Raw genomic sequence first — 24848 nt, forward strand, 5'->3', positions numbered from 1 at the left:
TTAAGCTGCTGTGTCTTCGTACTCTTCCATAGACGGACAAGTGCAAAACAAGTTTTTATCTCCATAAACATTATCTACTCTACCAACTGGAGGCCAATATTTATTTGTTCTTAAAAACTCTGAAGGATAAGCGGCCTCTTCTCTTTCATACTTATGATCCCACTTATTGGATGTTAATTCAACGTGAGTATGTGGCGCATTCTTCAATGGGTTGTCAGTCTTGTCATATTCACCAGACTGAATTTTATCTATTTCTTGTTTTATCTTTATAAGAGTAGAACAAAACTTGTCAATTTCACTCAAACTTTCACTTTCCGTAGGTTCAATCATCATTGTACCAGCAACAGGCCAAGACATTGTTGGAGCATGATAACCAAAATCAATCAATCGCTTTGCAATATCTTCCTCTGTGATCCCTGTTTCACTTTTTATCGTTCTAATATCAATGATACATTCATGAGCTACATTGCCACTTTTACCCTTATATAAAATTGGAAAAGAATCTTTTAATTTATGTGCAATGTAATTTGCATTTAGTATTGCAACTTGTGATGCTTTTCTTAAACCTTCAGAACCCATCATTTTTATATACATCCATGAAATTGATAAAATACTTGAGCTGCCCCAAGGTGCTGCAGATACTGCTCCCATTCCCGTGACCGGACCACAATCTTTAATTACAGAATGCTTTGGTAAAAATATTTCTAAATGCTTTTTACATGCTATTGGTCCCATGCCAGGTCCTCCACCACCGTGTGGTATACAAAACGTTTTATGTAAATTTATATGACAAACATCTGGTCCAAAATTTCCTGGTTTTGCAATTCCGACTAACGCATTTAAGTTTGCTCCGTCCATGTAAACTTGCCCACCATGATTATGAATTAATTCACAAATATCAGTTATTTTTTCCTCAAAAACGCCATGTGTTGAAGGGTAAGTAACCATAAGAGCAGCTAAATTTTCCGAATGTTCTTCAGCTTTATTTTTTAAATCTTCATAGTCTACGTTTCCAAATTGATCGCATTTCACAACAACTACTTTCATACCAACCATTTGAGCACTTGCTGGATTTGTGCCATGTGCAGAGCTTGGAATTAAACAAACATTACGATTTGTTTCATTATTTTTTTCATGAAATTTACGTATTACCATTAAACCAGCAAACTCACCTTGAGCCCCAGCATTTGGTTGTAATGAAACTCCAGAAAACCCAGTAATTGACCTTAGCCAGTTTTTTAAATCTGTAAATAATTCCCTATAACCATCCATTTGTTCAACTGGAGAAAAAGGATGTGGCTGTGAAAATTCTTTCCAGGTAACTGGTATCATTTCTGAAACTGCATTAAGTTTCATAGTGCACGATCCTAAAGCAATCATGGATTTATTTAGGGCAATGTCAGAATCTTCTAATTTTTTTAGATAACGTAGCATTTCTGTTTCTGAATGGTATCTATTAAAAACTGGATGATCTAAATAAGTTGAAGTTCTTAATAAGCTTTTTGGAATATTAGATAAACTTTCATTCATAGATTCTTTAATTGTTTCTGAGCAATTAAAAATTTTTAATAGCTGATTTGCTCTATAAAGATTTTTTCTTTCATCAAAAGATACTGCTAACATTTCGGAATTAACTTTTCTGATATTTACTCCTTGATCTAAAGCATTTTTGTATATCTTCTCTGTTTTATCTAGAGTTTTTATTGTTACCGTATCAAAAAAGTTATTTGAATAAAGTTCATAACCAGATTGTTTTAGTTTATCTGCAAAATTTTTAGTCAGTTGAGAAACACTTTCTGCAATCTTTTTAATACCTTGTGGACCGTGATAGACAGCATAAGCTGCAGAGACTATTGCTAATAATGCTTGTGCAGTACAAATATTACTCGTAGCCTTATCTCTTCTTATATGCTGCTCTCTTGTTTGAAGTGCAAGTCTGTATGCTTTTTTTCCATACTTATCTACTGAAACACCTACTATTCTACCTGGCATTGATCTTTTATACTCATCTTTTGTAGCAAAAAATGCTGCGTGTGGACCACCATAACCCATTGGAATTCCAAAACGTTGTGAACTACCAACTGCAATATCAGCACCTAACTCAGCAGGTGTTTTTAGTTTAGCAAGTGCTAACAAATCACATGCAAGAACTGCTTTTCCATTATGTTTATGTATTTTGCTAATAGCCTCACTTGGGTCTTTTATATCTCCAAGGGTGCCAGGGTATTGAATAATACCACATATAATATCTTCTTTAATATCTCTATCTTCGTCACCAACTATTATTTCTAAACCTAAAGGTTCAGCTCTTGTTTTAATAACATCGATAGTTTGAGGGTGACAATTTTTTGAAACAAAAACTTTTTTAGATTCAGACTTAGATATTCTATAGCTTAATCCCATAGCTTCTGCAGCTGCTGTTCCTTCATCTAAAAGAGAGGCATTAGCAATATCCATTCCTGTAAAATCAATTATCATTTGTTGAAAGTTTAATAACATTTCCAATCTACCTTGTGCTACTTCTGGCTGGTAAGGAGTATAAGAAGTGTACCATCCTGGATTTTCTAAAATATTTCTAAGTATTACATATGGTGTATAAGTTCCGTAATACCCCATTCCTATAAAGCTAGAATAAACTTTATTTTTTTTAGCTATATCTTTTAGTTTTCTAAGTGCTTTATATTCAGAGTTTGGATCTCCAATATCTAAGTCATCTTTAAGAAGGATTTTTTCTGGTACAGTGTCTTTTATTAAATCATCAAGACTTTTATAGCCTAATTCTTTAAGCATAACATTTTGTTCATCAACTGATGGACCTATATGTCTTTGTATAAAATCTTTTTGAGCATTTTTTAACATTTAACTACCACTTTCTTTTGAAAATTTTTCGTATTCTTCTTTATTCATTAATGAATCCATTTCAGACTTATCAGTAATTTTTAATTTAAAAAACCATGCATCATTTTCTGGATCATTATTAACCTTTGCAGGATCATCAACAATTGCTTGATTGTTTTCGATAATTTCTCCAGATACAGGAGTATAAATATCACTTGCAGCTTTTGTTGATTCTACAACTCCTGCATTACCATCTTTAACAACAGAGGACCCTATCTCTGGTAGCTCTACAAAAACAATATCACCTAGCATTTCGGTTGCATGTTGTGTGATTCCTATAACAGCAGTATCTCCATCTAATTTTATCCACTCATGTTCTTTTGAATACTTTACTTCACTCATTTGCTAGCTCCTTTCACATAACTTTTTTTATAAAATGGCAAATTACTTATAATTGCTGGATATTTTTTTCCTCTCACTTCTAAAAAAACCTTAGTATCAATTTTAGAAAATGAATTTTCTACGTAACCCATGGCAACTGGGGCCTGAACACTCGGTCCGAAAGTTCCACTTGTAATTTCCCCAATATTTTTATTATCTTCACTAAATATTGAGGTTTTTTCTCTAGCTATAATTCTACCTTCTGGCTTAATACCTACACGGATCTTGCTTACCCCTTTCTCAATTTGAGATTTAATTTTTTCACATCCAATAAATCCACCCTCAAGAATTCTATTCTTTGATATTGCCCATTTTAAATTAGCTTCTACTGGGCTTTTATCGATATCCATGTCATGACCATACAAACAAAGCCCCGCCTCTAATCTCAAAGTATCCCTAGCACCTAACCCAATTAAACTGGCCCCTTCATCTATGAGTTTTTGAACAAACACTTCTGCATCATCATTTTTTATCGATATCTCAAATCCATCTTCACCTGTATAGCCTGATCTTGTAATATAAATATTTTCTTTAAGATAATTAAATGTATCACCGTTCATAAATTCTAAATCTGACACTCCATTGATTATCTTTTCTAATATTTGGACTGCTTTTGGCCCCTGTATTGCTATAAGAGATAGCTCTTCACTTAAAATCATTTCATACTTATTTTCTAATAATTTAGATAAAAGTTTAAAATCTGTATTCTTACAAGCAGCATTTAATACAATGTTAAAACCACCTTCAACTTTTGTTATAATTAAATCATCATAAATTCCCGCTTCTTCATTCATTAAAAAACTATATTTTGACCGATTTAATTTAGCATTGCTCAATTCAGCTGGAAAAATTTTTTCAAGATTTTTTGCTAATGTGTTGTCTCCTTTAATGAATAACTGGCCCATATGTGACACATCAAAAATACCTGCATTCTCTCTTGTACTTTTATGTTCCTCAATAATTCCTGTAGAATATTGAATTGGCATTTGGTAACCAGCAAATGGAACAAATTTAGCTCCATGCTTTTGATGTAAATTGTAAAGTGCTGTTTTTATATTTTTCATATTAACTCACTGTACCCATCTGTATGTTTGCCTGAGAGTTTTATTCCTTCGGCGAGAACTTAATCTCTTTCCAGAGTTAATATGTTACGGTCCTTTTGCCTGAGAGATTCCTGGGTGGTTGCTCCTTCGGCGCTACGATAGTTTGTAGTCTCTCCCGTATTTAAGAATAATCTACCAGATGTATGTCAGAGTCAATTAATAATTTTTTCTTTTTTATCAGATAAAAGCAACGACGAAAATTGAAGCAAAACAGCAAATAAAATAATTGCACCTCCAATTAACGTAAATAATGATGCTCGTTCACCTGCAAATAAAAAAGCCCAAACTGGCCCTAAAACTGATTCAGATAGCATAATTACTCCAACCATTGCAGAGGGCGTGCTACGTGCACCAATCGTAATGAATATAAATCCAAAACCAACTTGAAAAAAGCCTGCTAAAAAACCTAAAAATATATCATTAGGTGAAACAATTAAATTATGTGAATAATAAACACATACACTTAACCCAATTAAACATGAACTTACTCCGGCAACAAATTGAGCAGGAATCATGTCTACTGTAGGAAATTTTCTTACAATCATGATTAAGACTGCAAAGGTGATTGGCATTGTAAATGCAGCTAAATTTCCTGAAAGATTACCTGGTCTTAGATCATTACCAACCATTAAAGTAACTCCTGTTATTGCTAATATTATTGAAACTAAAGTGATTGTTGAAATTTTTTCTTTTAAAAATAAGTAACCAAAAATTGCAAGAAATAAAATCTGTAATGATATTATAAAATTGGTATTAGCAACTGATGTGTTTGACATTGCATAAACATAACCACAAAATCCAAATGATAATACAATACCCCCAAAAAAACCTGGTAATCCTGACTTATAGAAAGAGCTTAAAGTTTTCTTTTTATAGGTAATTATTAGAAAGGTTAAAACAGTAAGTGTAAAAAATAAAGATCTCCAAAAAAGAATTTGCCACTCAGTAGAACCTTCAAATTTTTTTACAATAAGCCCCCCAAAACTTAAACTTAAAGCTCCCATAAAAATAAGCAATGGACCAGGAATTTTATTAATTACATTCATTTAAATATTTATCTGTATCTTCTGTGTATGCTTTAAATATATTTTGAGCTTCTTCAAGACTTACTTCTTTAAAATTTATTTTTTTTCCGGGCGTTAATTGCCCTACTAAATCAAGATCAGCAGCAATAACTACTCCAATCTTTGGATATCCTCCAACTGTTCCGTGATCAGACAACATTATTATTGGATTGCCATCAGCTGGTACTTGAATAACACCTCTAACTAGACCTTCTGATTTTATATTGGTGCTTACTATATTTTCTAATTTAGGACCTTTTAATCTTATGCCCATTCTATCAACAAGGTTTGTGATTAAAAAATCTTCATTAAAAAATTTATTTATTGCATCGTTTGAAAAATAGTCAAAATTTGTACCTTTAATAATTCTAATGATATTATCAGTAGAATAATCATAATTTATTTTTTTGTTTATTGGTCCTTTAATATCAATTTTTTTAATAAAAATTTTATCGTCTAAAGAATATTTTTTTCCACCGTTAGGCCCAATATTTGCTTTAGTGTTTATAGAATAACTGTCCCAAGTTTTTTCTAGATTAAAGCCACCGTTAACAGCTAGATATCCATACGTAGAATTTTTGGTTGATATTATATCTATTTGATCCTCTTCAGCTAATATATAACTTTTGTAACACTCACCTTCTTCAACCTCTAAATTCTTTCTAATAATCTTAAAAAAAATATCTCCAGATATTGCAAAATTTATTTTTCCGTTCTTTAACTTTAAAAGAGGGCCTTGGTATGCAAACTCTACTACAGGCTCATTTAATTGATTTTCAACTAGTCTATTTGATAATGTGTAATTTCTTTGGTCTATTGCACCACTTACGGCAATACCAACATGATATAAGTGATTTCTACCTTTGTCTTGAATAGTAGTGTTAATTCCTGCCCTTAAAATTTCAAAATACGCTTTATTCATTCCAATTTAAATATTCTTCTTTTGTTATTTGATAAAAACTTACTTTATCGCCTGGATTAACTAGAGCTGGTTGAGCTAAATTTTTATCATCAAAAATTTTCATTGGGGTGTTACCAATAATGTTCCAACCACCAGGACTTTCAAAAGTATAAATGTTTGCAAATTGTTCTGTTATTCCTACCGATCCTTTAGGCATCTTTAACCTTGGTGTTTCCAATCGATCACACCTAAGAGTTTCATTAAGATCTCCTAAAAAAGGCATTCCAGCAATAAAACCTGTCATGTAACAAAAATATTCTTTGCCAAAATATAGTTCTAATATTTCATCTTTATCTATATTTAATTTTTCAATTAGCCTCAAAAAATCGAGTCCATACTCATCATCACAACAAACTGGGATTTTAATTTTTTGATTATCATTTTTAATATCTCTATTAATAGCTAAACCTTCTATAAAATTTTTAATTTTTATATAGTTGGTTATAGTCAAATCAAAACTAATGATTAATTTATTATAAGAGGGTGTTAAGTTAGTTATTCCTTCAATTTTTTTATCTTTTATTAATTTAGATATATGGTGAAAATAATCTATGACACATGCATTTATTTTTTCATTAACCTCTGAGCCAAAATCACAATATACTGCTGAATCACCAAGATTTGATATATTTTTAACCATGCCATGTTATACTCCAGACTAAAGAGTATGGAAATTAATATCAATTGTGATTTAGGAGAAAAATCTAAGTTTCATTCTGTCAAGAATGATCCAGAATTACTTAATATTGTAAATTCTGCCAACATTGCATGTGGCTACCATGCAGGAGATGAGCAAACAATGGATATGGTTATTCAAATTTCAAAAAAAAATGGTGTTAGTTTGGGTGCACACCCTTCTTTTAACGATCCTGAAAACTTTGGAAGAAAAAGAATTAATTTAAATTCTTTAGAAATAAAAAAACTAATTTTCGAGCAATATGAAATATTACAAAAGATAGCTCAAAAATATAATGAAAATGTAACTCATATTAAACCACATGGGGCACTCAATAACATGGCTTGTGAAAACTTAGAACTAGCCACAACTCTAGCACTAGCTATTAAAGAAATTAATAAAGATATTATTTATCTTGTCCCAACTGGTTCACTAATGGAAGTTGCTGCCAAGAAAAATAGCTTGAGAATAGCTTGTGAAATTTTTGCAGATAGAAATTATGAAGATAATGGAAATTTAATTTCTAGAACTAAACCAAATGCTTTAATCACTGACCCTGAGTTATCAAAGAAACATGTATTAAATATGGTTAAAAATCAGGCAATAAATTGTCTCAGTGGTAAACAGATACCTTGTGAGATAGACTCAGTTTGTATACATGGTGATAATGAAAGTTCATTAGTGACGGCAAAATCTATCAGGGATAATTTAGTTAATAATGGCTTAGAATTAAAACCTTTAAACAAAATGAATAAATTTAATTAAAAAAATGAAAAAACTTATTTATACTTTACTAATAATTATAGCACTTACTAATAATTCATTTTCAGCTGGGACAAGCAATGATAGTGATTCTGCATCTAAAGTTTCAAACTATACAAAAGCAAAAAATTTAATTGAAACAGCAAAGAAATATGAAAAAAAAGGTAAAACTGAAAAAGCACTAAAAAGATATACAAAAGCACAAAAGCTTCTTTTAAGATCTAATGAGAAAAAACCACTACAGGCAGATACTTTAAATTATCTAGGGTTTACTACTAGAAAACTTGGAGATTACTCAAAGGGTGAAGAATTTTATCTACAAGGTCTACAAATTGAACCTAACCATAAAGGAATAAATGAATACCTTGGTGAGCTTTACGTGGTTACAAATCGATTAGATTTAGCTAAAGAAAGATTAGAAGTTTTAAAAGCTTGTAACTGTGAAGAATATGAGGAACTAAAAGAAATTATTGATGGAACAAAGAAGTCTAAATATTAGACGTTGAATAAAAAATAATTATTTAATACTATAAAAAATCTTGATTGAAGAATTCATAATTTTAACCCAAATTATCTTTATAGATATCATCTTAGCTGCTGATAACGCTATTATTATTGGATTAATTGCTGCTAACTTTGTACCAAAAAATAGAAAACAAATAATTCTCTGGGGTGTTGCTGGAGCTTTAGTTTTTAAAATTATTTTTGCTCTTTTTGCTACTTACCTATTTGAATTTTATTATATCAAAATTTTAGGTGGACTACTTCTAATTTGGATTGTTAATGATTTAAGGAAAGATTTAGTTGAAATGAAGAATAAGATTAAATCACCTGTAAAAAAATCAATGGAACCTTCATTTGTAAGAAGTATTTATAAAGTTTTATTCGCGGATATTACGATAAGCTTTGATAATGTTATTGGAGTTGTTGGTGCTGCAAAAGGTTATTTTGGTTTTATGATATTTGGTCTTGTTTTGTCTGTTGTATTAACTGGAGCATTAGCTACTTATTTAGCAAATTATATTCAAAAAAACTTATGGATAGCCTACGTAGGTTTAGGTTTTATTTTAATTGTGGCACTACAATTAATAATTGGTGGATTAAATGATTATGGTGTTTTATCAATTAACGAAACATTTAAACAATATTTTTAATTTAATATGAATGTTTCTTAGTAGGGAACTTGCTTGTAACCACATCTTTCTTAAACTTTAGTGCAGCATCATTAATTTGTTTTTCAATATTAGAATATCTTTTAACAAATCTAGCTTTTATTTTATTTAATCCTATAAGATCATCTGTAACTAAAACTTGCCCATCACAATATACTGAAGCACCTATTCCAATAGTTGGTATATTGATTGTTTTTGTGATTTCTTTCGCCAAAGAGCTTTCAATACACTCTAAAACAATTGAGAATGCACCAGCTTCTTCTAAAAGTTTAGAATCTCTTAAAATAATTTTTCTTTCTGTTGTTTCTTTTCCTTTAAATCTAAAACTTGTTGCTGATTGTGGTAACAGTCCTAAATGTCCCATGACTGGAATTTTATTCTTTATTAAGATTTTAATTGTTTGAATAATTTTTTTACCGCCTTCAAGTTTAACGGCATCACATTTTGTTTTAGATATTATTTTTTTTGCGTTTTTTAATGCTTCTTTTGGGCTTCTGTAAGTATTATGAGGCATGTCGACTACCATTAAGCTTTTTTTAACGCCCATTCTTACACTCTTAGAATGTTCTATCATCATATCTAATGTCACTTTTTTTGTAGAAGAAAAATTGTAAAGTACAGAGCCTAGAGAGTCACCTACCAATATGAGATCACAATGACTATCTATAATAGATGCTACATTTTTAGAGTAGGCAGTAAGACTTATAATTTTTGATTTATTTTTTTTTTTAATAAAATTAATAATCTTGTAATTCATTTTTACCACACACCATTATTTTTCATTGATACCCAAGGTTCCTTAATTTCTAAATTTCCTTCTTGTAATATTTCTATAGAAATATTATCAGGAGATCTCACAAAAGCCATATGACCGTCTTTAGGTGGTCTATTAATTGTATAACCCAGATCCTGAAGCTTCTTGCATGTTTTATAAATATTTTCTACAAGGTATGCCAAATGACCAAAATTACGCGATCCATCACCTAACTTGTCACCATCCCAATTATAGGTAAGTTCTAATTCAGCATTTTCATCACCAGGAGCTGTTAAAAAAATTAAAGTAAATCTTCCTTGTTCATTTTCTACTCTTCTTGTTTCAACTAGACCCAATCCTTTACAATAAAAATTTAATGATTCATCTACGTCAGAAATTCTAATCATTGTGTGTAAATATTTCATAATATTTTGTATTCTATAGTAAAATTTTACTCTAATTCAATAGTACTTGGTGGTTTTGAAGTAACATCATAAACTACTCTATTGATTCCTCTAACATTATTAACAATTTGATTAGAAATTGATTGCATAAAACCTTTCGGAAAATCGAAAAAATCAGCAGTCATTCCATCTTCAGATGTTATTGCTCTTAATAGACAAATGTGTTCATAAGTACGATTATCTCCCATAACACCAACAGTTTTTACTGGGAGTAAAGCTGCATAAGCTTGCCAAATCTTATGGTATAATCCGTGCTCTCTTAAAGCCTTAATAAAATAAAAATCTGCTTCCTTCAAAATTTTTATTTTTTTATTTGTTATAATTCCTGGCATTCTTATAGCTAAGCCAGGTCCTGGAAAAGGATGTCTAGATATTATTTCTTTAGATAAGTTAAGCTCTAATCCTAATTTTCTAACTTCGTCTTTAAATAAAAATTTAAGTGGTTCTACTAATTTCAATCTCATCTTTTTTGGTAGACCACCTACGTTGTGATGTGATTTAATTTTTGATGTTTGACTACCTGTCACTGATTTGCTTTCAATTAGGTCAGGATAAAGAGTTCCTTGTGCAAGAAATTTAACATTTTTAATTTTTTTAGCATATCTCTCAAATATCTTAATAAAAAGGTTTCCAATTATTTTTCGTTTTTTTTCAGGATCAGATATGTTTGTTAGTTTTTTAAAAAATTCTCTTTCAGCATTTACATAAATCAAATTTATTTTTAATTTTTTTTTAAATGTTTCAATTACTTGTTTTTCTTCATTTTTTCTTAACAAACCATTATTAACGAAAATACATGTCAAGTTTTTTCCAATTGCTTTGCTTAATAGTTGTGCAACAACACTACTATCTACACCTCCAGATAGTCCACAAATTACTTTGTTATTACCTACTTGTTCTTTAATGTCATTAATTAGTCTTAATTTTTGATCTTTTGAAGACCAATTTCTTTTAACCTTACATACAAGAAAAAGAAAGTTGCGTAATAAAATTTTACCTTTTTTTGTATGTGTTACTTCTGGATGGAACTGAACACCATAAAAATTATTTTTAGAATTTTCTATTATTGTTAACTTAGAATTTTTTGTTGATGCAACAACCTTAAAATTTTTTGGCATTTTAGATACTTGATCGGCATGGCTCATCCAAACATCGCTAGTATTTTTTTTATTAAAAAAATTTCTAATCAAAATACTATTCGATACTTTGTTAATAGTAGCTAAACCAAACTCTCTATTTTTTGACTTTTTAACACTTCCACCTAATTCTTTTGAAAGAATTTGATGTCCAAAACATATGCCAAGTACAGGTATATCAAGCTTTAAAATTTTTTTATCAAAGTTAAATTTGTTATTTTGATAAACATTTAGAGGGCCACCAGAAAGAATTATTCCCTTTATGCTCTCTTTAACAATATTGTTTGCTTTAATTTTTTTGTGACTAATAATTTCTGAGAAAACCCCAAATTCTCTAATTCTCCTCGCAATTAATTGGGTAAATTGAGATCCAAAATCTATTATTAAAATTTTACTTAAATTATTACTACGATTCATCTTTAGGCTCTAAATTCTTTAATGATTTTAGAATGAAATTTTTTTTTTCACATAATTGGCTGCAAATCATAGTAAAATTTTCTACTAATTCTTTAACTTTTGAATAATTAGATTTTTTAAGTTCTATTTCCATTAATAGATAATTTGCTTCTTCATTTTGTGGATCCAATAAAAGTACTGTATTAATGTTTTTTTCTTCCTCTTTCTTATTATCTTCAAATTTATAAATTTTTGCTAGGTATAAATATGAGTCCTGATCTTTAGGATTAAAAACTATACTTCTTTGAAATAAAAATTTTGATTCATCGTATTTTTTTTCAGCATATTTTATTTTTCCTTCTTTTAAAAAAAGATTTTCTGCTTTTGCAAAATTTGTTAAATTTGTTAAATTTGTTAAATTTAAAACTATAAAAAAAATTGAAGTAAATCTAATTATTTTAATCATTAATATTTATTATCATTTGTTACTTCATCGACATTATGAACCATACTTTCATAAAAACCAGCTTTGGTTATTTTTACAAAATTAGGATTATTCTTAAGCTTGGGGACTTTTTTTGCTCCCAAATATCCCATAGAAGATTTTAGTCCACCAATTAATTTATAAATTATATCTTTAACATCACCCTTATATTTTGCAAAACCTTCTACTCCTTCAGGTACATATTTAGATATGTCTTTTTGTTTTGTTTGAAAATATCTATCTGCAGATCCTTTGTTCATTGCACCAACAGATCCCATTCCTCTAAAGCTTTTAAATAATTTCCCATTTTTTTTAATTAATTTACCAGGCGCTTCTGAACTTCCTGCAAACAAAGAACCTATCATGACTGCATCAGCTCCAGCAGATAAAGCTTTAGCAATGTCGCCTGAGTATTTAATTCCACCATCAGAGATGATTTTTGTTTTATTATTTGTAACACTTTTTTTTACTTCAAGTATTGCACTTAACTGGGGCACACCAATACCCGCTACAAGTCTTGTCGTACAAATTGATCCTGGTCCAATTCCAACTTTAACAATATCTACTCCCAATTTTATTAAAAATTTTGCTGCTTTTGCTGTAGCTATATTTCCAGCACATAAAGTTGTTTTCTTAGTTTTTATTTTTTTTATTGCTTTTATCATTTCTGCAACTTTTTTGCTGTGACCGTGTGCAGTATCTACTACAATTAGATCTACTTGTTCTTTTATAATTGCTTCAGCTCTTTTAAGTTCTAGTGGACCTGCTCCAACAGCTGCACCAACTAATAATTTTAATTTTTTTACTTTTTTGATTTCTTTAATTTGTTTTTTAATATCTAAATTTCTATGTATGACACCTATACCTCCAGCTTTAGCTATGGCTATGGCCATTTTACTCTCAGTAACTGTATCCATTGCTGAGGATAATAATGGAATTTTCAGAATTAAATCATTTGATAATTTTGTACTAGTGTCTACTTCAGAAGGTAAGACTTCTGAGTATTTTGGTGCCATTGTGACGTCATCAAAGGTGAGTGCTTCTTTTATAGGATCCATAATCATTTATATATGATTCCTTTTAAAATTAAAGTCTCTATCTTAAAGTTTTACAAATAATAAAACTTTCCTTAGATTCTTTTCTACTAGATTTAGGTTTAAATACCTTCACTTCTTTAAATATTTTTTTCCCTAAAGCAACTATCTCATTAAATGATGAGCCTAAAAAAATCTTAGAGACAAAGCGTCCTTCATTAACTAGCATTTTCTTAGCAAAGTTCATCGCTTCCATAGCCAATTCACCTGTATAGATAGCATCAATATCCTTTATGCCCGTTGTGTTAACAGCCATATCAGACACTACGACGTCAACTTTTGAATTAAAAAATCCTTTAATCTTCTCCTGTGAACCTATTTCTGTAAAATCACCCTTAATTTGAATTGTATTATCGATTTCCTCCATACCCTTTATGTCAATAGAAACTAATCTTCCGCTCCTTACTTTCCTAGAAATATATTGAGACCAGCTGCCTGGTGAAGCACCTAAATCAATCACTGATATACCATTTTTTAATATCTTAAATTTTTCGTCGATTTCTATCAATTTATAAGCTGATCTTGCTCTGTAACCATCCACTTGGGATTGCCTGACATAAATATCTCTTTTTTGTTTATTGATCCAGTTCTTTGAAATTTTATTCTTTTTCAATTAACGACCAAACCTTAAGCTTTTTGATAAAGTTTTATTTTCTATAGTTTTAATATCAATTTTTATCTCTTTATGAACTCTCATATCTTTATCACCATCCCAAATTCCAGATGCAAGATGAATTATACCTATATTATGATTTGGCAAATAAGGTTCAACAAATTTTCGTTCTTTTTCATTAAACTTTGGTAAAAGATTACTGACTAACCAATTACAATTATGAGGTAAAAATTCTGTTTCTAAATGGTTAATATAAACTGACATATTTATTGCTAACTGTTCTGATCCAAAAATATTTCCAGATTTTAATGTTTCTTCTAAATTTTTTTGCCATGTAATCCATCCAACAGAATCTTTTTCTAGAGAAAAAGCACCAATATTAATATGTGGTGCAAAAGCAAGTTTCCTTGCTTTATCTATTCCAATTTTTGATTTTATAGCGTGTTTAAAATTTTGAGATTTAATTATTGCAATTTGTCCAAATATCCAATTAACTTTGGACATATCTTTATATCCAGGTGTAAATGTTTGTGTGATTCCTAATTTACCATTCTCACAAGCTTTAAAATAAAGCTCTATTGCATTCCAATCCCCCACCCAGGCATCACAATCTATCCATAAAAATTTTTGGTAATCAGGAAAATATTTTGGTAAAAATGCCCTTGATACTTGACTCTTTAGCCATTCTTTCCCTTTAACTTTAAATGCAGGAACTTCTATATCCCATTCCGCTGATTTAATTTCATCAACTTTTTTAGATAGTATAGTTCTTTGTTCATTTGATAAACCAGCATCTAAAATACAAATTGCTATATCTTTACTTTTTTCAAAACTCTTAATCGAGTCAATTAATTCATTAAGCAATTCAAAATAATTTGAATCAGCTAACGATACAATTACATTTTTTTTCATTTATAATATGTCTTCTAATTCATCGTTATCATTTATTTCACCACTTAAAAATTTTTTCTTATAAACACTTTGATAGTTTAAATATCCAATTGGTAGTAAAAAAATATAGATCAGCCCACAAATAAGCAAAACTTTAAATGTATAAATTAATAAAAGTCCACAGAATAATACTATTCCAAATAATACAAAAATTGTCATTCGACGAGGTATAGTTATTCTTTTAAATGCAAACGTAGGAATCTTACTGATCAATAAAAATGATATCAAAATAAAAAATATTGGAACTATAATATTATGATTAATATTGATTAAATTAAACTCACTCAAACTAAATATTAGTGGCATTAATATTAATATTCCACCTGCTGGAGAAGGAACGCCTTCAAAATAATTATCTTTCCATGATGGTTCTGAATTTGAACTTACATTAAAACGTGCAAGTCTAAGAGCAACACAAACCACAAAAATCATTGTAAGCAACCAGCCAAATTTACCGAGATTATTCAATGACCAAAAATACATTATAAAAGCTGGTGCCACACCAAAGCTTATTAGATCTGCCAATGAGTCTAGCTCTTTTCCTACTAATGAAGTTCCTTTTAATAATCTTGCAACCCTACCATCAAGGGCATCAAAAATTGCTGCAAAAATAATAGCTATTATGGATAGTTCAAATTTTGAATCTAGTGCAAATTTAATCGAGCTTAATCCAATACAAACATTTATTAATGTTAATGCATTTGGTAAAAGCATTCTAGCTTTTTTATCTGATACAATCTTAAAATTATTTTTCGGCTTTTCCATAAGCTATCTTTTAGCTAATAGTGTTTCACCAGCAATTGTTTTTTGTCCCACTTTTACCAATGTTTCATAATTTTCAAAATAAACATCTGCTCTACTCCCAAATCTAATCATTCCAATTCTTTCACCTTGCTGAAGTTTTTGGTCTTTGTTAGATTCACAAACGATTCTTCTAGCTATTAATCCTGCAATTTGAACAACGATAACCTCTTCATTCTGGTTATTTATTATTTTATAATAATTTCTTTCATTGTCTTCACTTGCCTTATCAAGCGATGCATTTAAAAATTTTCCTGGTTTATAAAGTATTTCTGAAATTTTACCATCACAAGGTGTTCTATTTACATGGCAATCAAAGACATTCATAAAGATGCTGATCTTTGTAAATTTTTTATCCTCTAAACCTAACTCTTTTGGTCCATCAACTTCATGTATCATTAAAACTTCACCATCTGCTGGACTAGTTAGATAATTTTCATCATTTATCGAAATTCGTTCTGGATCTCTAAAAAAATAATAAACCCATATAGTTAGTATAAATCCAATTAATCCTAAAAAGGTGCTTAGGAAATATAAAAAAATTGTTACAAATATAGCGATAGCTAAAAATTTGTATCCTTCTGAATGAATTTTTGGAAAAGTTTTCTTTAACATAAGCTTATATTTGATAATTTTTTATTAATATGTATATAAAGCACTAAATTACAATTACTAATATATATTATTCAAATATGGCTAAAATTAAGGTTAAAAACCTAGTTGCAGAACTTGATGGTGATGAAATGACAAGGATAATATGGGAGTTTATTAAAAGTAAACTTATTCTTCCATATTTAGATTTGGGCATAGAGTATTTTGATTTAGGTATGAAAAGTCGAGATGATACCAATGATCAAATAACTATTGACTCCGCAGCTGCAATTAAAAAAATTGGTGTTGGTATTAAATGTGCAACAATCACACCAGATGAAGCTCGTGTTGAAGAATTTGATTTAAAAAAAATGTGGAGATCTCCCAATGGAACTATAAGAAATATTATTGGAGGAACTGTGTTTAGAGAACCAATAGTTTGTAAAAATATTCCTAAATTAGTACCTTCATGGACAGACCCTGTAATTATTGGAAGACATGCATTTGGAGATCAGTATAGAGCAACAGATTTTAAAGTTCCTGGAAAAGGTAAAATGGAAGTTAAATGGACAGCTGAAGATGGTAGCCAAGAAATAAAATATGAAGTTTTTAACTTTCCTGGGCCAGGCATAGCTTTATCAATGTACAATTTAGATAAATCAATAGAAGACTTTGCAAGGTCTTGTTTTGGCTATGGTTTGATTAAAGAATGGCCTGTTTATTTATCAACAAAAAATACAATCCTAAAACAATATGATGGTCGTTTTAAAGATATTTTTCAAAAAATATTTGATGAGGAATTTAAAGAAAAATTTGAACAATTAAAGATTACTTATGAACACAGACTAATTGATGACATGGTAGCATGTGCAATGAAATGGAGTGGTAAATATATCTGGGCTTGTAAAAATTATGATGGTGATGTTCAATCTGATACTATGGCACAAGGATATGGTTCTTTAGGCTTAATGACTAGTGTTCTATTAACTCCAGATGGAAAAGTAATGGAGTCTGAAGCAGCACATGGAACTGTAACTAGACATTATAGAATGCATCAACAAGGTAAAGAAACCTCTACAAATCCAATTGCATCTATATTTGCTTGGACTAGAGGTCTTGCACATAGAGGCAAATTAGATGGAAACAAAGAACTGATTAATTTTTCAAAAACTTTAGAGAAAGTTTGTATTGATTGTGTTGAAAATGGATCAATGACTAAAGATTTAGCAATTTTAATTGGTCCTTCAAGTAAGTATTTAACTACTAATGGTTTCTTAGATGAGCTAGATGGTCAGCTTAAAAAAAAACTTAATTAATTAATTTTTTAATATTTTCAAAAGACTGTTCAATTTTATTGGGCAATGTTCCCCCTGCTTGGGCAAAGTCAGCTCTTCCACCACCACCTTTACCACCAATAACTTCTGATCCAGCTCTAACAATTTTTACAGCATCAAACTTGTCTTCTAATGTTTTGGTAACACCTACAGCTAATCCAACTTTATTGTCATTGATTGCATAAATTATTACTAATCCTTCACCAATTTCTTTTTTTCCTTCATCAATTAACTTACGTAGATCTTTAAATGGTAAATCTACAATATTTTGAAACCTTACTTTAAATCCATTAATGATTTGATCATTGATTTTATTTTTTTCTTTATCTTTTAATATTGAGCTAACCGAAAGTTGATCAAATTGTCTATTAAGGTCTTTTATCAAGGCTACTTGATCACTATTTTGAAGATTAGGTTTTCCTCCTAATTTAATAATCTTTGTCCCTAATTCTTTTATAACTGCCTCATTTTTTTGATCTGATAGATTAGATAAGTTTTCTTTCTCTTTTAAAAAGCCAACTAACTGTGTGTCTCTTAATGCTTCAATTCTCCTTACGCCTGCTGCAATAGATGATTGGCTTATAACCTTAAATTTTCCAATGTCAGCTGTATTTATAACGTGCGTTCCTCCACATAGTTCTGTTGAGAAAAATTTACCTTCCTCATCCCCCATAGACAAAACTCTCACTTCTTCGCCATATTTTTCTCCAAATAAAGCTAGGGCACCATTCTCAACAGCTTCTTTAGGCGTCATTATTCTTGTTTTCACCTCTGATTTTTTTTGAATTATTGAGTTAACATATTGTTCAATTTGTTCCATCTCCTCTTTTGAGATTGGCTTCATATGACTAAAATCAAATCTTAAACGATCAGATTCAACTAAAGATCCTTTTTGAGTTACATGTTCACCTAAAACTCTTCTTAATGCTTCGTGCAATAAATGAGTAGCAGAATGGTAGGCTCTAATATTATTTCTTCTCTGTATATCTATTTTTAATTCAACACTGTCTTGTAGTTTGACTGAACCTTTTTTAACTTTTCCGTAATGAACAAATAAATCTCCTAATTTTTTTTGAACATCAAATACTTCAAATTCAAAAACTTCATTAGAGATTATTCCTGTATCAGCAACTTGGCCTCCTGATTCCCCATAAAAAGGTGTTTGATTTGTAATTATAATTCCCTCATCATTTTCTTGAAGATTTTTTACCTCTTTATTGTTTTTAAGAATCAAAGTAATCACACCTTGTGCTTTATTTGTAGAATATCCTAAAAAATCAGTTGCTCCTAATCTATCCTTTATATCAAACCATATTTGATCGACCGAGCTATCCCCTGATCCTTTCCAATTTTTTTTTGCTAATTCTTTACTTTCTTTCATTAATAAATCAAATTTCTTCACATCTACTGTTAATGATTTATTTTTTAAAATATCTTCGGTCAAATCTAAAGGGAAACCAAATGTATCATAAAGTTTAAATGCTACCTCACCGGGTAATACTTTTTCCACTTTTCTCAACTCTTCTTTTAAGATTTTTATTCCTCTATCTAATAAAACTAAAAACTTTTCCTCTTCTGTTTTTAAAGTTTCTTTTATTAAAGATTGTGCTCTTTCTAACTCAGGATAGCTATTAGACATTTCTTCTAAGAGTGTTTTAAAGATATCGTAGAAGATCGGTTTTTTAGAACCTAGTAAATGTGAATGTCTCATTCCACGTCTCATAATTCTTCTAAGCACATATCCCCTGCCTTCATTTGATGGCAAAACACCCTCTGCCAATAAAAATGAGCTTGCTCTTAAGTGATCCGCTATTACTCTAAAGCTAGATTGATTAACCTCATCTACTTTAACACTTAATGTGTCAGATGCAGATAGTATCAATTTTTTAAAATGATCTGTTTCATAGTTATCATGTGTTCCTTGCAATAGTGCAGCTACTCTCTCAAGACCCATGCCTGTATCCACAGATGGTTTTGGTAAATCTATTCTTTTATCTTTTGAAATTTGTTCGTATTGCATGAATACTAAATTCCATATTTCTATAAATCGGTTTCCATCTTCATTTTTAGTACCAGGTAAACCACCTTCTAAATGATCACCATGATCATAAAATATTTCTGAACATGGTCCGCAAGGTCCTGTGTCACCCATAGACCAAAAGTTATCTGATGTAGCTATCTTAATTATTCTATCATCACTAAAGCCAGCTATTTTCTTCCAAAAGTTGAATGCATCTTCATCATCATGATAAACTGTTACATAAAGACGGTTTTTATCAATTCCAAACTTTTTAGTTATTAAATTCCATGCATAACTTATTGCCTCTTCTTTAAAATAGTCTCCGAAAGAAAAATTTCCAAGCATTTCAAAAAATGTATGGTGCCTTGGTGTATAACCTACATTTTCAAGGTCATTATGTTTACCACCTGCCCTCACACATTTTTGTGAGGTTGTTGCTGTTTTATAATCTCTTTTTTCTAATCCAGTAAATACATTTTTAAATTGTACCATTCCTGAATTTGCAAACATTAATGTTGGATCATTATTTGGAACTAGATTACTAGACTCAACTATCCTGTGATCATTCTTTTCAAAATAATCTAAAAAAGTTGTTCTAATTTGATTTAGTGTTTTGTCAGCCATATATTTAAAATACAGCTTTTTTATTTGATGTCTAGGTAAGTGTAGGGGAAAAAGGCGCTTAAACTAAGCGCCTTTTAATAATTAAAGATGACTTTACTTTAACTAATTCTTTTTTGGTGGTGTAACTTCTTCTTTAGTTTCCACAGCAGGGTCTTCTATTTGATCTTTTGCAGCTTTTTCTGGATCAAGTGGATTTCCCTCAATTTTTTTTGCTATTACTCCAGCTTTTTCTCTTATTGCCATTTCTATTTCTGCAGCAATTTTTGGATTTTCCTCTAAAAAAATCTTGGCATTTTCTCGTCCTTGTCCAATTTTTTCACCTTTATACGCATACCAGGCTCCAGATTTTTCAACAATGTCAGCTTTTGCTCCAAGGTCAACCAATTCACCCACTTTGCTAATACCCTTGCCATACATAAGGTCAAACTCTACAACTTTGAATGGAGGAGCTACTTTATTTTTAACTACTTTAACTCTTGTTGAGTTACCAATAATTTCGTCACCATTTTTAATAGCACCAATTCGTCTGATGTCCATTCTTACAGATGAATAAAACTTAAGTGCATTTCCACCTGAAGTGGTCTCTGGACTTCCAAACATTACTCCAATTTTCATCCTAATTTGGTTAATAAAAATCATCATAGTATTCGTACTTGAGATTGAACCTGTCAATTTTCTTAAAGCTTGACTCATTAATCTTGATTGAAGTCCAACATGGTGATCTCCCATTTCTCCTTCGATTTCCGCTCTCGGCGTTAATGCGGCAACTGAATCAACAACAATTACAGAAATGGAGCCTGATTTAACCAATGTATCAGCTATTTCTAATGCTTGCTCACCTGTGTCTGGTTGTGAAATTAATAATTCCTCTGTATCTACTCCAAGTTTTTTTGCATAAACTGGATCTAAAGCATGCTCTGCATCTATAAATGCGCAAATCCCACCAGCTTTTTGAGCTTCTGCAACTACCTGTAAAGCTAAGGTTGTTTTTCCAGATGATTCTGGTCCATATATTTCAACAACTCTTCCCTTGGGTAATCCACCTATTCCAAGTGCTACATCTAAACTTAAAGAGCCAGTTGATACTGATTCAATATCCATTGCTCTTCTTTGGCCAAGCTTCATTACAGAACCTTTTCCAAAATTATCTGTAATTTGTGCTATTGCAGCGTCTAATGCTTTATTTTTTTCATTGCCTTCTGCTTGTTGTGCTTTTGTAGTTTTTACTACTTTTAAGTTGTTTTTAGTCATTTTATGCCTTTTTTATTAAATAATTAGTGTTCGAATCGTGTGTTAAATGTACACATTTTGTTCTTATTATCAATAGTTAATTTTTTTAATGAAAAATTGGCTCTATTACTTAAGTTTTAGATGGCTACTATTTAATAAACCGATAGCTTTCAAAATACTAAATTGAGCAAGGAAGTAATTTCTTTCTGAATTTGCTAAAGCAATTCTAGAATTTAGTAGAATAGAATTAGATTGAATAACATCCAAAGTAGATCTTCCAAGTCCCGATTCATACTCAACCGTTATTCCTTCATTTGCAATCTCTGCTGCTTTAACTTGCGACTTAACTGAATTCAATAAACTTTTTGAAGACTGTAGTGTGGACCATGAAATAGCTACATTACTATTGTTGTTTTTTGTAACACTATTTAATAATAATTTTTTTCTACTTTGTATATTTCGACTTTTATTTAATGAAGCTCTATTTTTCCCACCCGAGTATATTGGCCAAGTAACAGTTGCTTTTAAAATATTCTTATTGCGCTCATCATATGATGAGCTTAAATCTTGAGATCTAGAACTTTCATAGGAAAGTTTTGCAGAAGGTGTTAAGTCTGATCGTGAAATAATTATATCTTTTTCTGATTGTTCATATTCTAACTTTGCTATAATTAATTCAGGATTATGTTTTTTTGAAGTATTAATTGCATCATTCAAGTTGCTTGGAAGCATAAGATTGATATCAAAACTTTTATTTAAACTATTTATATCCATAATAGGTCCAATCACATTTTCATAATTTAACTTGTTTGATACAATTTCATTTTGAGATTGAATAAAATTTGCTTGAGCTTCAGCTAATGACGACTCAGATTGAGCTAAATCCGATAGAGTAATTTGACCTCTTTCAAGCCTCGCTCTATTTGTTTCAACTTGTCGTTCTAATAAACTAAGATTACTTTGATTGATTTTTAATTTTTCATTAGCTAATATTAATCCTGAATAAACTTCGATTGCTTTTAATAAAACTTCTTGTTCTTTTTTTAATAGTTTTGCACTTGTAAGGTTAATTCCAATTTTATTTTTTTGAACATCAGCATTTCTACCAAAGTCTATTAACGTTTGTTCGATTTTTATAGATTGTATGGAAGGATCAACATCGTTAACTGATTGCTCAACTCCTGTTCTATTTGTCAACTTACTTGTGTCTTCTTGACTTTTACTTCCTGAAATTGTGACCGTAGGCAAGTAGTTACCTTTTGAAATCTTTAAATCTTCTTCTGAAATATTAATATTTTCTCTCTCAGCATTTAAGTCAGTATTATTCTTATAAGCCTCTGTAAGAGCTTCAAATAAAGTTACAGCCAAGACATGTTGATTTAAGAACAGAATTGAAAATAGTATTAAAATCGTTTTTTTCATTAGTTCTTAAATTTTATCTTTTCAATCTGATGATTACTATTTAAATTCATTATTATAGATGAACTTTTTAACGCATCTTTAAACATTTGTTGAGTAATTCTTTGATATGTTTGCATAAAATTTATCACATCCCCACTACTCATAATCTTTAGGTTTTTCTTATTTTTTGTTTGAACCCAAAGCTTTCTCTCTTGTTTTAATCTCCATTCTCTTAATAAATTAAAATTTTTAGCTTTTAGATACAACAGTCCATCTAATTGGTTAAATAATGTCTTATATTTAGTTTTCAACTGATTGTTAACATGAGTTCTCCACTTGGTCTCTTCGTCATATACTTTTTCAAGCGAGTTAATTGGTTTTTTGAGTTGACTGTTTGATTGAGCTCTTGCTCCAACACACCAACCTTCAAAAATTATAACATCGGGCCTTGTTTTAATTTTGTGCCATGAGCTTTTTGAGCATCTATCATCTATCGCTTTGTCAAATGTTGGAACCTGCAAACTCTTAAAATTTTTACCTTTAATTTTTTTGAAAAAACTCAACATTAAATCTATATCATGAGTTCCAGGAACTCCTCGTGTCATTAATAAAGGGTGTTTATTTTTAGATAATAATTTTCTATCTTTTCTTGTTTTATAAAAGTCATCGATGGAGACTTTAAAAACTTTTAATTTAAAATACTTTTGTAAGATTAAGGTTAAAATTGATGAGATGGTTGTTTTCCCTGAACCCTGTCCTCCTGCTAAACCAATTATTAATGGTCTTTTTTTATTGGCTCTTTTTGATATCCAAAAACTTACTGGGATTAAAAAAGATTTAATCATCTTATCTTTATTTTTAAATTTATCTTTTTTTGTTTCTTGAGAAGAGATAAATTTAAGACAATCTTTTTTTACTTTTAGAAAACAATTATTAACTTGTTGCATAAAAAATTATCTTTTATCAAGTGGATGGTTTTGACCATCGTTGACTGCAATATTTTTCAATTCAAAAGTATTTATTTCATCTATACATCCAAGATTAAATCCTGTCATAGCTGGATTGGCTCTTGGATTGTGATGTGTATAAATTCCACAATTAGAACAAAAATAATGTTTTGCGATTTTTGAATGAAATTGATAAAGCTTTAACTTGTCTTCACCTTTAATAATCTTAAAGTCTTCATTCTTAACCATAGACATTATTGCTCCTTTTCTCTTACAAATAGAACAATTGCATTTTAAAACTTTTTCTAAATTATCAGGTACATTTATTTCTGCTTCTACTTCTCCACAATGGCATTTTAGTTTTTTCATTTATATTTCTCCTTTATTTTTTATATTAATCTCAAACATTGTTTCATTTCTTCTGCGCAAAGGCAGTGTGAAAGGTCCATCATAAGTTGCTTTAATAGGTGCGCTCAAAATTGATATGTCATCTTTTTTTAATTCATTTTGTAAAATATCTTTATGCTTAATAAAGTTTTTATCAGAAGCTCTTCCTGAGTATCTAATAACTGCATAATAACCTTCTTTAATATTTAAAATCTTTATATCGGAGTTAGATGGAATTGGTGTATTTTCTTTATTAAATCTTGAAGGTAAATAAAACTGCATAGTCATACTTCCTTTTTTTTCTATCTGAGTAACTGGTGTTGTCATCTTAATTTCCTCATTATTTTTATTATCACCAGAAATGTAGTTAAATAATTTTCTAAAACTACTACCTTCATTTGATATTTCTGTTTCGATGGCTAAACGATCAGAATATTTTCTAATTTCATAAATTTCATTTTTTTTCACCACCTCGTAATTTGCTTCTTCATAAGCCATACTATTAGAGGTTATAATTAAACCAAGAATTACAATCGATAGAATTTTTTTCATTTTAATGTGGTGCCTAAACTACCTCTGGTTGAAGTTATCCACAAGAGTACAA

The 24848-nt window shown here is 29.9% G+C and carries 25 protein-coding genes and 1 riboswitch; of the genes, 4 read left to right on the top strand and 21 right to left on the bottom strand.

Annotation, left to right across the window (positions count from 1 at the left end):
- The 6 genes from gcvP to ABXT47_RS04665 all read right to left on the bottom strand — a co-directional run bounded on the left by gcvP (position 1) and on the right by ABXT47_RS04665 (position 7047).
- Entirely contained in the window at positions 1-2859 is a 2859-nt protein-coding gene (gene gcvP, locus ABXT47_RS04640) for an aminomethyl-transferring glycine dehydrogenase (protein ID WP_415307966.1), read from the bottom strand.
- Positions 2860-3240 (bottom strand): glycine cleavage system protein GcvH, encoded by a 381-nt coding sequence (gene gcvH, locus ABXT47_RS04645; protein ID WP_271505016.1) that lies wholly within the window; start codon positions 3238-3240, stop codon positions 2860-2862.
- Positions 3237-4343 carry a glycine cleavage system aminomethyltransferase GcvT gene (gene gcvT, locus ABXT47_RS04650; protein WP_415307967.1) on the bottom strand — a complete coding sequence of 369 codons (1107 nt, stop codon included), beginning with the start codon at positions 4341-4343 and terminating at the stop codon, positions 3237-3239. The genes gcvH and gcvT overlap by 4 nt, the downstream gene beginning before the upstream one ends.
- A gap of 77 nt (positions 4344-4420) precedes the next feature.
- A riboswitch (glycine riboswitch) is annotated at positions 4421-4510 on the bottom strand.
- A gap of 24 nt (positions 4511-4534) precedes the next feature.
- Positions 4535-5428, bottom strand: coding sequence for a DMT family transporter (locus tag ABXT47_RS04655; protein WP_415307968.1), 894 nt, complete (start codon positions 5426-5428; stop codon positions 4535-4537).
- Positions 5415-6368, bottom strand: coding sequence for a biotin-dependent carboxyltransferase family protein (locus ABXT47_RS04660; protein WP_415307969.1), 954 nt, complete (start codon positions 6366-6368; stop codon positions 5415-5417). Before ABXT47_RS04660 ends, ABXT47_RS04655 begins: the two co-directional genes overlap by 14 nt.
- A complete protein-coding gene (locus ABXT47_RS04665) occupies positions 6361-7047 on the bottom strand; it encodes an allophanate hydrolase subunit 1 (protein WP_415307970.1) in 687 nt (228 codons plus the stop codon). The genes ABXT47_RS04660 and ABXT47_RS04665 overlap by 8 nt, the downstream gene beginning before the upstream one ends.
- 27 nt (positions 7048-7074) lie before the next feature.
- Between ABXT47_RS04665 and ABXT47_RS04670 the strand changes: the two genes are divergently transcribed.
- From ABXT47_RS04670 to ABXT47_RS04680, 3 genes are read left to right on the top strand one after another with little or no spacing between them, the layout of a single operon-like run.
- A complete protein-coding gene (locus tag ABXT47_RS04670) occupies positions 7075-7848 on the top strand; it encodes a 5-oxoprolinase subunit PxpA (protein WP_415307971.1) in 774 nt (257 codons plus the stop codon).
- 4 nt (positions 7849-7852) lie between these two features.
- Positions 7853-8344, top strand: a complete 492-nt coding sequence (locus ABXT47_RS04675) for a tetratricopeptide repeat protein (RefSeq protein ID WP_415307972.1) — start codon at positions 7853-7855, stop codon at positions 8342-8344.
- 40 nt (positions 8345-8384) lie between these two features.
- Positions 8385-8999, top strand: coding sequence for a YjbE family putative metal transport protein (locus ABXT47_RS04680; RefSeq protein WP_415307973.1), 615 nt, complete (start codon positions 8385-8387; stop codon positions 8997-8999).
- 1 nt (position 9000) lies between these two features.
- Here ABXT47_RS04680 and panB read toward each other — a convergent pair whose 3' ends face one another.
- Genes panB through ABXT47_RS04725 form a run of 9 tightly spaced genes read right to left on the bottom strand, consistent with a single transcriptional unit; the run spans position 9001 to position 16325 of the window.
- Positions 9001-9774, bottom strand: a complete 774-nt coding sequence (gene panB / locus ABXT47_RS04685) for a 3-methyl-2-oxobutanoate hydroxymethyltransferase (RefSeq protein WP_415307974.1) — start codon at positions 9772-9774, stop codon at positions 9001-9003.
- 2 nt (positions 9775-9776) lie between these two features.
- On the bottom strand, positions 9777-10196 hold the full coding sequence (locus tag ABXT47_RS04690) for a VOC family protein (RefSeq protein WP_415307975.1): 420 nt from the start codon (positions 10194-10196) through the stop codon (positions 9777-9779).
- Between the two features lie 26 nt (positions 10197-10222).
- On the bottom strand, positions 10223-11788 hold the full coding sequence (guaA, locus tag ABXT47_RS04695) for a glutamine-hydrolyzing GMP synthase (protein ID WP_415307976.1): 1566 nt from the start codon (positions 11786-11788) through the stop codon (positions 10223-10225).
- Positions 11778-12233, bottom strand: coding sequence for a tetratricopeptide repeat protein (locus ABXT47_RS04700; protein ID WP_415307977.1), 456 nt, complete (start codon positions 12231-12233; stop codon positions 11778-11780). The genes guaA and ABXT47_RS04700 overlap by 11 nt, the downstream gene beginning before the upstream one ends.
- Positions 12233-13309 (bottom strand): IMP dehydrogenase, encoded by a 1077-nt coding sequence (guaB, locus tag ABXT47_RS04705; RefSeq protein WP_415307978.1) that lies wholly within the window; start codon positions 13307-13309, stop codon positions 12233-12235. The genes ABXT47_RS04700 and guaB overlap by 1 nt, the downstream gene beginning before the upstream one ends.
- Before the next feature lie 37 nt (positions 13310-13346).
- Positions 13347-13958 (bottom strand): RlmE family RNA methyltransferase, encoded by a 612-nt coding sequence (locus ABXT47_RS04710; protein ID WP_415307979.1) that lies wholly within the window; start codon positions 13956-13958, stop codon positions 13347-13349.
- On the bottom strand, positions 13959-14870 hold the full coding sequence (locus tag ABXT47_RS04715) for a glycosyltransferase (RefSeq protein WP_415307980.1): 912 nt from the start codon (positions 14868-14870) through the stop codon (positions 13959-13961). It abuts the gene before it with no gap.
- Positions 14871-15674, bottom strand: coding sequence for a CDP-diacylglycerol--serine O-phosphatidyltransferase (pssA, locus tag ABXT47_RS04720; protein WP_415307981.1), 804 nt, complete (start codon positions 15672-15674; stop codon positions 14871-14873). It lies immediately after the preceding gene.
- 3 nt (positions 15675-15677) lie between these two features.
- On the bottom strand, positions 15678-16325 hold the full coding sequence (locus ABXT47_RS04725) for a phosphatidylserine decarboxylase (protein ID WP_415307982.1): 648 nt from the start codon (positions 16323-16325) through the stop codon (positions 15678-15680).
- A 77-nt stretch (positions 16326-16402) separates the two neighbouring features.
- Here ABXT47_RS04725 and ABXT47_RS04730 point away from each other — a divergent pair, with 77 nt between their 5' ends.
- The gene (locus tag ABXT47_RS04730) at positions 16403-17617 is read left to right on the top strand and encodes an NADP-dependent isocitrate dehydrogenase (RefSeq protein ID WP_415307983.1); all 1215 of its coding nucleotides are present in this window, start codon (positions 16403-16405) and stop codon (positions 17615-17617) included.
- On the opposite strand, the gene alaS is transcribed toward ABXT47_RS04730, so the two are convergent.
- The 6 genes from alaS to ABXT47_RS04760 form a co-directional block, all read right to left on the bottom strand.
- On the bottom strand, positions 17610-20279 hold the full coding sequence (gene alaS, locus ABXT47_RS04735) for an alanine--tRNA ligase (RefSeq protein WP_415307984.1): 2670 nt from the start codon (positions 20277-20279) through the stop codon (positions 17610-17612). The genes ABXT47_RS04730 and alaS overlap by 8 nt on opposite strands.
- 102 nt (positions 20280-20381) lie before the next feature.
- Positions 20382-21530 (bottom strand): recombinase RecA, encoded by a 1149-nt coding sequence (gene recA / locus ABXT47_RS04740; protein WP_415307985.1) that lies wholly within the window; start codon positions 21528-21530, stop codon positions 20382-20384.
- Positions 21531-21635: 105 nt separating this feature from the next.
- Entirely contained in the window at positions 21636-22931 is a 1296-nt protein-coding gene (locus tag ABXT47_RS04745) for a TolC family protein (protein ID WP_415307986.1), read from the bottom strand.
- Positions 22931-23857 carry a uridine kinase gene (locus ABXT47_RS04750; protein ID WP_415307987.1) on the bottom strand — a complete coding sequence of 309 codons (927 nt, stop codon included), beginning with the start codon at positions 23855-23857 and terminating at the stop codon, positions 22931-22933. Before ABXT47_RS04750 ends, ABXT47_RS04745 begins: the two co-directional genes overlap by 1 nt.
- Before the next feature lie 6 nt (positions 23858-23863).
- Positions 23864-24226 carry a GFA family protein gene (locus ABXT47_RS04755; protein WP_415307988.1) on the bottom strand — a complete coding sequence of 121 codons (363 nt, stop codon included), beginning with the start codon at positions 24224-24226 and terminating at the stop codon, positions 23864-23866.
- Entirely contained in the window at positions 24227-24796 is a 570-nt protein-coding gene (locus tag ABXT47_RS04760; RefSeq protein ID WP_415307989.1) for an SOUL family heme-binding protein, read from the bottom strand. It abuts the gene before it with no gap.
- Positions 24797-24848: the final 52 nt, after the last annotated feature.

Origin of the sequence: Candidatus Pelagibacter sp. Uisw_099_02, assembly GCF_047727625.1 — a bacterium.
Classification (GTDB): domain Bacteria; phylum Pseudomonadota; class Alphaproteobacteria; order Pelagibacterales; family Pelagibacteraceae; genus Pelagibacter.